This window comes from Paraburkholderia sp. BR10936 (assembly GCF_040965735.1).
In the GTDB taxonomy this organism is placed as follows: Bacteria; Pseudomonadota; Gammaproteobacteria; order Burkholderiales; family Burkholderiaceae; genus Paraburkholderia; species Paraburkholderia nodosa_A.
In genome coordinates, this window is sequence record NZ_JBFRCM010000019.1 from 22,295 (window position 1) to 35,175 (window position 12,881).

Sequence of the window (12,881 nt, forward strand, 5' to 3'; positions counted from 1 at the left end):
TTAGAGCTTTACGCCTCCGGCCTCCGGCGGCTCGCGACCCGGCTCGTCCAGCGGCAGGCTCGCGGCGTCGTCGCTCCAGTACGGCTCGCGGCCGAAGTACTGGTGCACGGAGCTGGCCCAGGTACGATCGGCCATCGAGGGCCACTGGCCCTTGTCGAAGCCCGGTGCGTTCTTCACGCGCTCGGAATTGAGCGCGATGACGAAACATTTGCGTGCCGCGTCGAGCGTGAGGGCATTCCACGGCACCGCGAGCAGCTTGTCGCCAATGCCCAGGAAACCGCCGCTCGACATCACCATGTAGGCAATGCGGCCGCTTTCCACGTCGAGCATGATTTCCTTGACCTTGCCGACTTCGTCGCCGTCCGAACTCATCACGCGGTCGCCGTCCAGCGTACTGGCCGCCATCACTTCGGGGCCGGGGCCACGCGTGTCCGACTGGTCGCGGCCGACGATACGAGCACCGTCGCCGCTGCGCGGCGCCGAACCGATTGGGGTTTGCGAGTAGGTCATGACGTTCTCCTTTCGGTTATCCAGAAGACTGCGGAAGTTGATGGCGCAACCATGCGCCATGGCGATCGTGGTGGCTTGAAGAAAGATTCACTTGCTCTTGCCGCCGCCGTCCAGGCCCGCGCCTTTGCGCCACACTTCCTTGCCTTGCTCGGAGAGCTCGCCGCTGCTGTGGGTGGCGTCTGGCTCGGTGCCGTGCACGGCCATATCGCCGCCCGGCGGCTCTGTGGCGCCCTTCTTCTCGCGCTTGCGTTGCGCCACGCGCTCGTCGTGCGAGCGGCCTGCGTATTCACTCATTTCGACCTCCCTTGAATATGCGCATCGCATCTCGACGCAATGCGGCTAGGGTTCGATCCCATGCCGGCCCCAAATGGGCCGGCCACGCCGATTAGGAGCATGGGTCATGCCGTGACGTGCAGGGCGCGGCTATCGATCGAGAACCGGTCAGGAGGCCGAATGAAGGAAGCGGCCGTGAGTGGTCGCGTTGCGCGCCCCGAGCGTCAGTTGCTACAACGACGATGTAAATCGTTCATGCGGTGGACGAGGCTGGAGCGCGTCACGGTGTGGCGAGCCGGTGGAGGATGTCGAGCAGTTGCGAAACCGCGAAGGGCTTACGCAGGAAGCCCACGACGTCGGCGTCGGGGGGCAGGGTGACGAGCGCGGAGACGAGCACGAGCGGCACGCCCGCAAGCTTGCTGCTGCGCCTCATTTCGCGCATGAGGGAGAGACCGTCCATGCGCGGCATCATGCAGTCGGAGATCACGACATCGGGAGGGTCGGCGAGTGCGCTTTGCAGGGCATCCGAACCGTCTGCGGCAGTTCTGACGCGATAACCTTCCTGCCCGACCAGTTCTTTGAGCGCATCGAGCGCGTTCGTGTCGTCGTCGACTAGTAATACGGTAGCCATACGTCTCTTGCGTGAGCGGCCCGGCCGATCATGGCGGCTGGGCCTTTGTTCTTCGCGATCGCGTCGCCGCGGGCCGAGGGTATCCGGCGGCCGTCCCGCAGCGCGCAATTTCTGTTCCTGCGGCGTGCAAGAACGATCCTCGCCCGGCATCGTTGCCGCTTCGGTCGTCATCTTCGCGTCGCCGCGCCCCGTTGGGCGGTCGAGCCGCGCGCGCCCAGTTGCGCCGCGACGATGAGTGCCGAGACTTCGGGAAAGCTGCCGAACGCCTCGTCCGGCAAGCGGCGCAAAGCGTCGATCACGTCGCGCGGCGCGCCGCTGCGCTCGGCGTTTTCGATCAGCGTGGCGGGATGCGCGGGCCATGTGACGCGTTCGAGAGCGTGCAGCACACGATCGCTCAGCGCCTCTGCATTCGAACGCGCCTCGTCTGGGGTGTCAGCTCGTGTGGCCTCGCAAGCGGAAGCAGGCTTCATCGGCTCCTCCTTCGGAGATCTGGACGGCTCGCGCAGTTGCCGTTCCCGGCGCCTTGACCGGCGCGCGCCCCATTTACAGGCAGGGAAAGGACGTGACCGCGCGCACGTCCCGTCGGGCAATCTGGCGGCCGTTCAGGCGGGGAGCTTGTCGGCGAGCACGTCGGCGCGGCGGATCTGCGGCGGCGCGGCCAGCAGTTCGCCCGCGCGCGCCATCAATGCCGCGGCCACCTGGCCGTTCAGATGCGCGTTGCGGCCGGCTTCGTCGTTGAATGCATCGAAGATCGCAAACGTCGTGGCGTCGAAGCGCACGCCGAACCAGGCTGGCGTGCCGGGCTCCGCATCGACCAGCGGTTTCGCGCTCGCGAGAAATGCCGCGAGGTCCTCTTCCTTGCCGGGCTGCGCGTGCAGCTCGACGTACAACGCATGCTGGGTCATGACATGGCTCCTGTTACGTCGTGGCGACTCAGGCATGGTCGCGGTCCTGCGGGGCGTTCGTCAAGCGGCGGGAGGGGGCGGCGAGCTTTTCCCGCCTGCCGTGCGAAGATTACGATTCGTAGTCCAAATAGAGTCGCGTGGCTTCGCCGTTTTGTCTGACCACGCCGGGTCACCGCCGCGCGACGGCTGACCAGCCATGCGATCTTGAATCTCCACGTTTCATGCGGCCATCTACGCGTCGCTCGGCTGGCTCTCACTGCGTTGCCCCCCGCCCGAGCGCCCCGTGTACAGCTACCGGTTCGTGACCCTGACGGCCTGGCTGGGCGCGTTCGCTCACGCGCCGCGCCTTTCTCGCCCAGGCGAGCGCATCGCTCGATGAATTGCGCGTGTTGACGCTCTCCGTTCGCCGCAGCGCCGACGCTCACGCCCGCGACTCCGGCGAAGAGCCCCACGACGGACTGACGGTCAGCGCCGGCGTCGATGAACTGCAAGCGCCAGACTCGCTCGCCACCTTGATGGCGCGCGCCGACGTCGCGCTCTATGTCGCCAGGTCACGCGGGCGCGACCGCGTCGTGGCCATCTGACAATTCCGTCGGTCCCCTTCGCGCGATCTATGCGTGATGAATCAACGCTCGCGTCCTTTCGCGGCGCGACGGGCAATCCTTGTCGAAACTCCATGCGCTACGCATAGTTGCGCACTGTGAAGGCTTAACAGCGCTGTTTTTAAACGATAATTATCAATGGCGCGACCGACGTTGCGTGCAGCGTGAAGGCGCTTTCGCTGCATGACGTATAGGGTCCAGGTGGCCTGCGTGGCGCGCCTCAAAAATTTTCGGGCGGGCGTTTCTTCCCTTGTAACCAGTGGCGATCACGCGAAGCGGGATTCGTGCGGATATGAAGGCGCCTGCTCCCGGCGCCCCGCGCCCGCATTGGTTTTCTCTCAAGCGCGCTCTGGCGCCGCCGGCCGTGACCACTCCCCGCCGCGCGCCGCGACTCACGCGCTCGCCAGTCATTGCATCACCCACATTCATAAGTCCGCTGCCGGAATGCGCACGTCAGGCCTCATCGCGCGTGTCGTTTCGTTGCGGACACATTACGGGCCTGCCTTTCGGAATCCTTCCTGACCAGACAAGTCGCCTCCGGGGCCGGCCTTTAACCACAAGGAGCCTGAGATGAAAGTTGGCAGCAACTGGCGTAACGCACATAACAACGACGCGGCATTGCCCGCATTCCTCGCAGCACGTGTCGATCGCTACTACACCGAGCGCGTGCAGGAAAGCTGGGCCGGGGGCCACATTATGAAGGGCCGTGTTGCCGATGCTGATGCCTTGCACCTCTCGAGTAATGATTACCTTTCGATTGCGCGCCACCCAGAGATTCTTGATGCAATGTGCATGAGCATCCGCAAGGAGGGCAACGGGCTTCTGATGTCGGGTGTCTTCCTCCACGGCGACGACTGCCCGCAACTCGCGCTCGAAGACCGCTTCGCGTCATACATGGGGGCTGAAGCGAGCGTGCTGTGCCAGTCGGGTTTTGCCGCGAATACGGGGCTGATCCAGTCGATCGCCAATGCGCAGACGCCGGTGTACGTCGACATGATGGCGCATATGTCGCTGTGGGAAGGCATCCGCAGCGCCGGCGCGCGCGCGATCAGTTTCTTCCACAACGATGTCGATCATCTCGAGCAGCGCATCCAGCGCTACGGGGCCGGGATCGTGATCGTCGATTCGGTGTACAGCACGAACGGCAGCGTGGCGCCGCTCACGGCGATCGCCGAAGTGTGCGCCGAGCACGAATGCGTGCTGGTCGTCGACGAGTCGCATTCGCTCGGCACGCACGGCCCGCACGGTGCGGGCATGGTGGCCGAACTCGGGCTGATCGACCGCGTGCATTTCCGTACCGCGAGTCTTGCGAAGGCGTTTGCCGGCCGTGCGGGCATCATCAGCTGTTCGCGGCGCTTCCAGGAGTATTTCAAGTGCGAGGCGCTGCCCGCCATTTTCAGCTCGACGCTGCTGCCGCATGAAACGGCGGGTCTCGCTGCGACGCTCGACGTGATCGAGCGCGAAGACTGGCGGCGCACGCGCGTCGCGGCCAACGCGCGTTACGTGCGCGCACGGCTTGCCGATCTCGGCTACAACCTGAACGGCAGCGAAACGCAGATCATCGCGCTGGAAGCCGGGCCTGAGCCGCAGACGATCATCCTGCGCGACGCGCTCGAAGCACGCGGCATTTTTGGTTCGGTGTTCTGTGCACCTGCCACAGCGCAGAACCGCTCGCTCGTGCGGCTCTCGCTCAATGCGGCGCTGTGCGAGGAGGAACTGGAGCGGCTCGTCGAAGTGTGCGCGGAAATTCGCGACGAGGTGCAGATGTGGAACTGGCCGTCCACGCGCCGCAACGAACGCAATGCGGGTCGTGCGCGCGTGCGTCTGCCGCAGGCTGTGGTGAACATGCCGATGGTGGCTGTGGCGGCCTGAGCCGTGCGCGATTGAGGCAGCGTGGAGCGAGACAGCGGTAGCGTGGGGTGCGCCCGATTATCAGGGCGAGTCCCACGCCGCCTGGATCTCGCGGTCCAACTGGTCGAGATGCCGGTCGTAGGGCAGCACGTTGTCGAGCGCGAGCCCCGCCGGCTTCTTCACCAGGGCGTAGAGATAGCGGCGGTCGCCGTGAAACTCCGATGCGGGATGCATATACGGCTGCCATTCGATGCACTGCGACGGGTAATAGCCTTCCGTGCGCCAGAAATACGGCAGGCTGCGACGGCTGTCGAGCTCCGCGAGAAAGCTGATGGGCGCACCTTGTTCGACGGCGATTTCGCGCACGCCGCGCAGCGATTCGTCGGTGTGAATGACGAGCAGGTACGCGGTGCCGACACCGTCGAACATCAGGAGTCCGTGCGGTTGATACGAGAGATAGTGCTCGACGATGCCCAGTGAATCGGCAATGCCCTTCACGTGCGCGGCGAGCGCATGATCCTTGAGGAATGCATATTCGGATACGGCGAGCGCGTCGAGCACCGTGCTGCAGCAGCGGTCGAAATACGCGCGCTGCATATCGTCGATCGCCTGGTTCAGCGTTTCCACCGCGTCGACTTCATGCTTGCGGATGAAGCGGTCGATCAGCCCTTCGTTGAAGCTCTTTACGGCCACGTGCTCGTCGGCTTTGCCGGTCAGCACGATTTTCCTGATCGACGGGTCGGTAATGCGCCGGCAAAACTCCATGCCGTTGAGTTCTGGCATGTCGTAATCGACCACCACGACCGAAACCGACTCGAAGCGCGAGGCGTTATGTACGAGACTACGTATCGCATCGACGCGCATGGCGATGACCTGGTGCGCATCGTTTTCTTCAGTACGGTCCAGATAGGGGCTGAAGATAGGCTCCGCCGCGCGGTCATGCGGCGTACGGCCATTGAGGAATTTCAGCGCCTCAGAGGGCGAACTGAACAGGCGGAAGGCCAGGTCGGGGTCGAGTTGCAGGCTCAGGTTCGAAAGGAACGCGGCGCTGTCGTCGACGAAGGCGACGGTGGTCGGATAGGAGAACGGCTGAATGGCTTTCGTCATGGCGCAGGGAATGTCAAAACGAACTCGGTGTATTCGCCTTTTACGGAAGAGCAGGTGATCGCTCCACCCATCGCTTGCATGACATCGCGGCAGAATGCCAGCCCGATTCCTGCTCCGAGCGTCACGTCATCGGTGGCGGTTGTCGAAGTATAAAAGCGCGTGAAGATGTGCGGCAATACCTCAGGGGAAATACCGGTGCCCGTATCGCTGAAAATTAAACGATTGGCCCTTTGCCCTGATTCAAGACGAATCGAAATCTGCGCGCCTTCGATGCTGCCCATATGCCTGAAGGCATTTTTGAGCAGATTGAAGAGCACGTGAACGGTAAGCATCTCAGATCCGTGGAATTCGAAATCGGGGCGCAGATTGCAGATTACCCGACGCCGGTCGCCTTCGCGAAACGGAAAACGCGCGAGTGCGGTCTCGACGCAATGTACGATCGAACACATCGTTGCGTTTTGCATGTTGCCGCCTGTGAAGCGCGCCGTGGCGAGCAGCATGTCGATGATCGCGTTCGAATGCAGTGCTTCCTGTTCGATGCGGCCTGCCACGCCTTGCAGGGAATGCAGATGCGCCACGCGTATTTTTGGCACGGGCAAGCGGCTGCGCTGGGCGAGTTGATAGGTGTCGAGGAGCGCGGGCAAATAGCGCATGAGGCCAGCGGCGCCCACGCGTATCGCCACGAGCGGCGTGCGCAGTTCGTGCGCCACGCTGCCCGCCGTGGCCAGCATGGCGCGCTCCTGTTCGATCTGAATGCGGTCCTGATCGTAATTGGCCACCGCACCGATTGCCACCGCGAACGAAAAGATCGCCAGATGGGTGAAATAGTTCGGCCCGAGCACGATGGGGTAGGTGGTGAGGCAGTAGGCCACCACCGCGAGGCTGATGCCCACGAGGAACTGCAGCACGAGCATGAGCCAGTCGAGCAGCAGCACCATCACGAACGCCGCGATCAGCGCGCTTTCCACCCACACTTCGTTGCCGTTGTTCTTGAGCAGCATGAACGTGAAGAAGAACGGCAGTGCGTAGAGCGTGCAGAAGTACCAGTACCACGGCAGCAGCTTTTTCAGCGCGGCGGGCCAGCGCTCGAACGCCAGGATCGGTATGAACAGAAACGAGCCGATCAGGCGCAGCGTGAGATTTTCATACGGCTGAGGAAAGAGGTCTTTCCAGACGTAGTAGTAAAGCGGGAAGCCCACGCTCGCCACCACGGCGAGCGGGCGCATGCGGCGCTTCACGTATTGCAGGTTGCGCAGCGCGGGCGCGAAGGCGCGCACGAAGCGCGGACGCATCGACGCCCAGGCTCGCCTCAGTCGCACCGAGGTTCTTGAAACGTTCATCAGAATGGAATCGCTCATCGTTCTGGCCGGCGCGCATGTCCCGCCGGTCTTCTTGCGTCTCGCTTTTTTTGGTGCCCCGTTTTGCCATTGGGTTCGCGTGGTCGGACCCCGTCTCCACCGCGCAAAGAAAGACAATATCACCAAAGGATTGCAGCGATGAGGCGGGTTTGGCCCTTAGTTTGGCCTTCGATGGGCTGAGGTACCGCGTTGGCGGGGGAGTGTTATGCGCGGTGCATCGATTCGCCCCTGCGTGGAGGCATTGGGCGCGCGTTGGAGGGTGTTGCGGGGACGCTGAGTTGTTTTCAGGCCGCGGGCTTGCGCTGTGCCCAAATGAATGGCTCGATGACGTCGTTCAGCGGCTGCGGCGCATCGCGATGGGGAGAATGGCCGCCCTGCGCGAGCGCGTGGACGCGCGCGTGGGGCACGGCCGCGCCAATCGCTTCGACTTGCGCCATGGTGCCGTAGTGGTCGTCGAGCGCCTGCACGGCGAGCAGCGGCGCGCGAATCGACGCCAGTTCGCCGGCGATGTTCCAGGAACGGAAGGCGGGATCGAGCCAGATATCGTTCCAGCCGTAGAACGCGGAATCGACGTCGTCGTGATAGCGCGCGAGCTTTTCGCGCAGGCGGGTCGTTTCGTACGCAACCTTCGCCTCGCCGATGCTGTCGACCGAAATGTCTTCGACGAACACGTGCGGCGCAATCGCCACTGCACCCGCGAGTGCTTCGGGGAAAGCGGCGGCGTAGAGCAGGGCGATGGAGGCGCCGTCGCTATGACCGATCAGCCACATGCGTTTGCGTTCGCCAGCGCTTACGCCGAGTGCGTCGAGCACCGCAGGTAGAACATCGCGCGCCTGCGCCGACATGAAATCGACCGGCCATTTGACGCCTTGCGCGCGCGGTGTGGAACGGCCGTAACCCGGACGCGAATAAACGAGCCCGCGCATGCCGAGGCGTTCGCAAAGCGCGGTGGGCCAGTCTTTCCACATTGCGATCGAGCCGAGACCCTCGTGCAGGAACACGGCGAGCGGCACATCGCTGGCGGCCGTGCCGATCCAGCGATATTCGATGCGCAGTGCATCGCGCGTGGACGTGGCGGGCAGATCGGCGAATTCGCTTTCGTTCATGGCGTTTGTCACTGTCACGACTGAAACTGCTGACGCAACCGGAAACGCTGGATCTTACCGGTGGCCGTCTTGGGCAGATCGTCGACGAACAGGATGTCGCGCGGATACTTGTGCGGCGCGAGCCGTGTTTTCACGAACGCCTTCAACTGCTCGGCCAACGCGTCGTGCGAAGTTTCCACTGCCGTTTGCTTGAGGACGACGAACGCGCAGGTTTTCACGAGGCCGCCCTGATCGACGCCGATCACGGCCGCTTCGAGCACGGCGTCGTGCTGCATGAGCACCATCTCCACTTCGATGGGCGAGACATACTGGCCGCTCACCTTGAGCATGTCGTCGCTGCGGCCCGCATAGACATAGGCGCCGCCCGGCAGGCGCCGGTACTTGTCGCCGCTCCTCACCCAGTCGCCGAGGAAGGTCGCGCGCGACTTCTCGCGATTGCACCAGTACATCACGGCCGCGCTCGGCCCGCGGATGAAGAGGTCGCCGATCTCGCCGTCGGGCACGAGCGCGCCGGTCTCGTCGCGCAGTTCGATCTCGTAGCCGGGCACGGGGCGCCCCGTGGTGCCGTATTCGACCGCGCCTGGCCGGTTCGAGAGGAAGATGTGCAGCATTTCCGTGGAGCCGAGGCCGTCGAGAATGTCACTGCCGAAGTGCTCCCGGAAGCGCTCGCCCAGTTCGCGCGGCAACGCTTCGCCTGCGGACGTGCACACGCGCAGCGCGACGTCGGCGCGTGCCGGGAGGTTCGGCGCGGCCATCATGCTCGCGTAAAGCGTGGGCACGCCGTAGAACACCGTGGGCCGATGCTGCACGAGGCGTGCGAATACGGCGTTGGCAGTGGGGCGTTCGGCCATCAGGATCGTGGTCGCGCCTACCGAGAGCGGAAACGAAAGGCCGTTGCCGAGGCCATAGGCGAAGAACAGCTTGGCCGCCGAAAACACGATGTCGTTTTCGCGTATGCCGAGAATGGGCTTCGCGTAAGTCTCGACGGTCCAGTAGAGATTGGCGTGCGTATGCACCGTGCCTTTGGGCTTGCCTGTCGATCCCGACGAGTAGAGCCAGAAGGCGATGTCGTCACAACCCGTTTGCGCGGCGCGCGCGGCGGGCTCGGCGCGTGCGATCAGATCGGCGAGAACATATTCGGGTTCATGCGGAAGCGACTGTGAAGCGGGCGGAGAAGCAGGCTGCGAAACGATTAACTGGCAGTCCTCACATTGTGCTTCGGCCAGCGCGGCGCTCACGGCGGGCAGCACCGCGCCGGAGGCGATCACCACCCGCGCGCGGCTGTGCGTGAGCATATACACATAGTCGGCCGGCGTGAGCAGCGTGTTGACGACTACCGGCACGATACCCGCATAGAGCGCGCCGAGAAACGCAGTGGGCAACTCGACGGTATCGAGCATCACGAGCAGAACGCGCTCTTCCGTGTGGACGCCCAGCGCGCGCATGGCGGCCGCAAAGCGGCGGGCCTGCATTTCGAGTTCGCCGTAGCTCAGCGTGAGCGTGTCGTCGATATAAGCGGTCTTCGCGGCGCGCGCGGCGTTGAGCGCGAACAGATGCGTGGCGAAGTTGAATTGCGCGGGCGGCGGCACGGCCGTGGCGTGTTCCTGCGATGCTGCTGGGATTGGCACGGTGTTGTCTCCGCTCAGTCTGATTCGATCGGATTTGTCGTCGATCAACCTTTTCGCGGAAAATTAGCCGTTAGCAAAATGCATGTCAAGCACTATAGTACATAAAAACGGATTCAGGGATTCCCTAAGATGAAGCAAACTTACATTGCGGAGCTGCCAGCCGAAGCCGCCGACGACGCCTCGCGCGGCGAGCGCACCGAACGCGATCCGTTCCTGACCGCCATGGGCGAGCGCGTACGCATGCTGCGCGCGCGGCGCGGCATGACGCGCAAGACGCTGGCGGCGGAAACCGGGCTTTCGGAGCGGCATCTGGCGAATCTGGAGTCCGGGGTAGGGAATGCCTCCGTACTGGTGTTGCGGCAGATCGCGACCACGCTGAACTGCCCGCTCGCCGAGGTGATCGGCGACGTCACGACATCCTCTGCGGAATGGCTCCTGATCCGCGAGTTGCTGCAGGGGCGCGATCCGGCTGCCTTGCAGCGCGCGCGCGTGGCGCTCGCGGAGATGTTCTCGCACACGAGCGCCGACCCGCACCGCAACGAGCGCATCGCGCTCATCGGGCTGCGCGGCGCGGGCAAGTCTACGCTGGGGCGCATGCTCGCGCAGGAGCTGAAGGTGCCGTTCGTCGAGCTGACGCGGGTGATCGAGCAGCTGGCGGGCTGTCCGCCTTCGGAAATCCATTCACTCTATGGCGCGAGCGCTTATCGTCGCTACGAGCACCGGGCGCTGGAGGCCGTGATCGCGGAACACCCACGCGCCGTGATCGCCTCGCCGGGCGGCCTCGTTTCCGAGCCCGCCACGTTCAACGTGCTGCTCGCGCATTGCTTCACGGTCTGGCTGCAGGCCGCGCCCGAAGAGCACATGCGCCGCGTCGTGGCGCAGGGCGACCTGCGGCCCATGTCGGGCAACTCGGGCAACAGCGAGGCGATGGACGACCTCAAGCGCATCCTGGCTGGCCGCAGCGAACTGTATGGCCGCGCCGACATGACCTTCGACACCAGCGAAAAGACGCTCGCCGACGCTTACCTGCAACTGCGTGACCGGCTCGCCGCCCGGCTGGCCGCGGAGGCGCCCCGCATCGAATGAGTGGCGGGCGCGGACCGCGGCATCGCGGGTTTACCCCGTGCATGCACTAAAATGCACTAATGTGCTTTACATGAGCATTCCATTGCACTATCGTTCATTGAAACGATGTGTAGACAGGAGACGCTCATGGCCGCAGCCGAAACCGCCGTCGCCCCGCAGCGGGTCGATTACCGCACCGATCCCTCGCAGTACCGGCACTGGAAGCTCACGTTCAATGGCGCGGTGGCGACGCTCGGAATCGACATCGCCGAAGACGGCGGCATTCGCGACGGCTACAAGCTGAAGCTGAACTCGTACGACCTCGGCGTGGATATCGAACTGCACGATGCACTCCAGCGCATTCGCTTCGAGCATCCGGAAGTGCGCACGGTCGTGCTGACCAGCGTGAAGGACCGTGTGTTCTGCTCCGGCGCCAACATCTTCATGCTCGGCCTCTCCACTCACGCCTGGAAGGTCAACTTCTGCAAGTTCACCAACGAAACGCGCAACGGCATGGAAGATTCGTCGCGCCATTCGGGCCTGAAGTTCATTGCGGCGGTGAACGGCGCGTGTGCCGGCGGCGGCTACGAACTCGCGCTCGCCTGCGACGAGATCATGCTCGTGGACGACCGCTCGTCGTCGGTGGCGCTGCCGGAAGTACCGCTGCTCGGCGTGCTGCCGGGCACGGGCGGCCTCACGCGCCTCACCGACAAGCGCAAGGTGCGCCACGACCGCGCCGATATCTTCTGCACGGTGGTGGAAGGCATTCGCGGCGAGCGCGCGAAAGCCTGGCGTCTCGTGGACGACGTCGTGAAGCCGAACCAGTTCGGTCAGGCCGTGCAGGCGCGCGCGCTCGAGCTGGCCGCCGCGAGCGATCGTCCCGCAGACGCGCAGGGCATCGCGCTCCCGCGCATCGAACGCGTGCAGCACGACGGCGGCCTGAGCTATGCCACTGTCGATGTCACGATCGACCGCGCGAAGCGCACCGCGACGTTCACGGCGAAAGCGCCCGCCGCGGCACCTGTTTCGGATATCGAATCAATCGTCTCCGCCGGTGCATCGTGGTGGCCGCTGCAGTTCGCGCGCGAGCTGGACGACGCGATTCTCTCCATGCGCACCAACGAACTCGACATCGGCACGTGGATTCTCAAGACCGCAGGCGACGCGCGCACCGTGCTTGCCGCCGACGCCGCGCTGCTCGCTCACCGCGACCACTGGTTCGTGCGCGAGACCATCGGCATGCTGCGCCGCACGCTCGCACGCATCGATGTCTCTTCGCGTTCGCTGTTCGCGCTGATCGAGCCGGGCTCGTGCTTCGCCGGCACCTTCGCCGAATTCGCGTTCGCCGCGGACCGTACGTACATGGCCGCGCTGCCCGCGAACGAAGACGAAGAACCGGCCATCACGCTCTCGGAAGCGAATTTCGGCCTCTACCCGATGGTCACGCATCAATCGCGTCTCGCGCGGCGCTTCTATGAGGAAACCGAACCGCTCGATGCCGTGCGCGCGAAGATCGGCGAAGCGGTCAAGCCGGTCGAGGCGGAGCGCCTGGGCCTCGTGACGGCCTCGCCCGACGACATCGACTGGCCCGACGAAATCCGCCTCGCACTGGAAGAGCGCGCGGTCATGTCGCCCGACGCGCTCACGGGCCTGGAGGCGAATCTGCGCTTCAACGGGCCGGAGACGATGGAAACGCGCATCTTCGGGCGGCTCTCCGCGTGGCAGAACTGGATCTTCAACCGGCCCAACGCCGTGGGCGAGAAAGGCGCGCTCAAGGTGTACGGCAAGGGCAGCAAGGCGCAGTTCGACGTCGCCCGCGTTTGATCTCCGACTCCGCCAAGGCGT

At 64.4% G+C, this 12,881-nt stretch carries 13 protein-coding genes; 4 read left to right on the forward strand and 9 right to left on the reverse strand.

Translation table 11 applies throughout. The annotated features are described in order from the left end of the window. The 5 genes from AB4Y36_RS31625 to AB4Y36_RS31645 all read right to left on the reverse strand — a co-directional run bounded on the left by AB4Y36_RS31625 (window position 1) and on the right by AB4Y36_RS31645 (window position 2,319). Entirely contained in the window at window positions 1-510 is a 510-nt protein-coding gene (locus tag AB4Y36_RS31625) for a PRC-barrel domain-containing protein (protein WP_069266092.1), read from the reverse strand. 87 nt (window positions 511-597) lie between these two features. Next, window positions 598-804, reverse strand: coding sequence for a hypothetical protein (locus AB4Y36_RS31630; RefSeq protein ID WP_342947124.1), 207 nt, complete (start codon window positions 802-804; stop codon window positions 598-600). A 259-nt stretch (window positions 805-1,063) separates the two neighbouring features. Continuing rightward, window positions 1,064-1,414: a response regulator gene (locus tag AB4Y36_RS31635; protein ID WP_368685097.1), complete on the reverse strand. Its 351-nt coding sequence runs from the start codon at window positions 1,412-1,414 to the stop codon at window positions 1,064-1,066. 167 nt (window positions 1,415-1,581) lie between these two features. Next, on the reverse strand, window positions 1,582-1,884 hold the full coding sequence (locus AB4Y36_RS31640; RefSeq protein WP_069266089.1) for a DUF2795 domain-containing protein: 303 nt from the start codon (window positions 1,882-1,884) through the stop codon (window positions 1,582-1,584). A gap of 132 nt (window positions 1,885-2,016) precedes the next feature. Next, window positions 2,017-2,319 carry a putative quinol monooxygenase gene (locus AB4Y36_RS31645; protein ID WP_368685098.1) on the reverse strand — a complete coding sequence of 101 codons (303 nt, stop codon included), beginning with the start codon at window positions 2,317-2,319 and terminating at the stop codon, window positions 2,017-2,019. 386 nt (window positions 2,320-2,705) lie between these two features. Here AB4Y36_RS31645 and AB4Y36_RS31650 point away from each other — a divergent pair, with 386 nt between their 5' ends. Together AB4Y36_RS31650 and cqsA are read left to right on the forward strand one after the other, a co-directional pair. Continuing rightward, entirely contained in the window at window positions 2,706-2,903 is a 198-nt protein-coding gene (locus AB4Y36_RS31650) for a hypothetical protein (RefSeq protein ID WP_368685099.1), read from the forward strand. A gap of 588 nt (window positions 2,904-3,491) precedes the next feature. Continuing rightward, the gene (cqsA, locus tag AB4Y36_RS31655; protein ID WP_368685100.1) at window positions 3,492-4,793 is read left to right on the forward strand and encodes an alpha-hydroxyketone-type quorum-sensing autoinducer synthase; all 1,302 of its coding nucleotides are present in this window, start codon (window positions 3,492-3,494) and stop codon (window positions 4,791-4,793) included. Between the two features lie 60 nt (window positions 4,794-4,853). Here cqsA and AB4Y36_RS31660 read toward each other — a convergent pair whose 3' ends face one another. The 4 genes from AB4Y36_RS31660 to AB4Y36_RS31675 form a co-directional block, all read right to left on the reverse strand. Next, a complete protein-coding gene (locus AB4Y36_RS31660; protein WP_069266085.1) occupies window positions 4,854-5,879 on the reverse strand; it encodes a response regulator in 1,026 nt (341 codons plus the stop codon). Next, on the reverse strand, window positions 5,876-7,237 hold the full coding sequence (locus tag AB4Y36_RS31665) for a sensor histidine kinase KdpD (RefSeq protein WP_256094820.1): 1,362 nt from the start codon (window positions 7,235-7,237) through the stop codon (window positions 5,876-5,878). Before AB4Y36_RS31665 ends, AB4Y36_RS31660 begins: the two co-directional genes overlap by 4 nt. A 284-nt stretch (window positions 7,238-7,521) precedes the next feature. Continuing rightward, entirely contained in the window at window positions 7,522-8,343 is an 822-nt protein-coding gene (locus tag AB4Y36_RS31670; RefSeq protein WP_069266084.1) for an alpha/beta fold hydrolase, read from the reverse strand. A 14-nt stretch (window positions 8,344-8,357) separates the two neighbouring features. Then, the gene (locus AB4Y36_RS31675) at window positions 8,358-9,971 is read right to left on the reverse strand and encodes a benzoate-CoA ligase family protein (RefSeq protein WP_368685101.1); all 1,614 of its coding nucleotides are present in this window, start codon (window positions 9,969-9,971) and stop codon (window positions 8,358-8,360) included. Between the two features lie 129 nt (window positions 9,972-10,100). Here AB4Y36_RS31675 and AB4Y36_RS31680 point away from each other — a divergent pair, with 129 nt between their 5' ends. Both AB4Y36_RS31680 and boxC read left to right on the forward strand, forming a co-directional pair. Then, a complete protein-coding gene (locus tag AB4Y36_RS31680; RefSeq protein WP_069266083.1) occupies window positions 10,101-11,057 on the forward strand; it encodes a helix-turn-helix transcriptional regulator in 957 nt (318 codons plus the stop codon). A 126-nt stretch (window positions 11,058-11,183) separates the two neighbouring features. After that, window positions 11,184-12,860 carry a 2,3-epoxybenzoyl-CoA dihydrolase gene (gene boxC / locus AB4Y36_RS31685; protein WP_368685102.1) on the forward strand — a complete coding sequence of 559 codons (1,677 nt, stop codon included), beginning with the start codon at window positions 11,184-11,186 and terminating at the stop codon, window positions 12,858-12,860. Window positions 12,861-12,881: the final 21 nt, after the last annotated feature.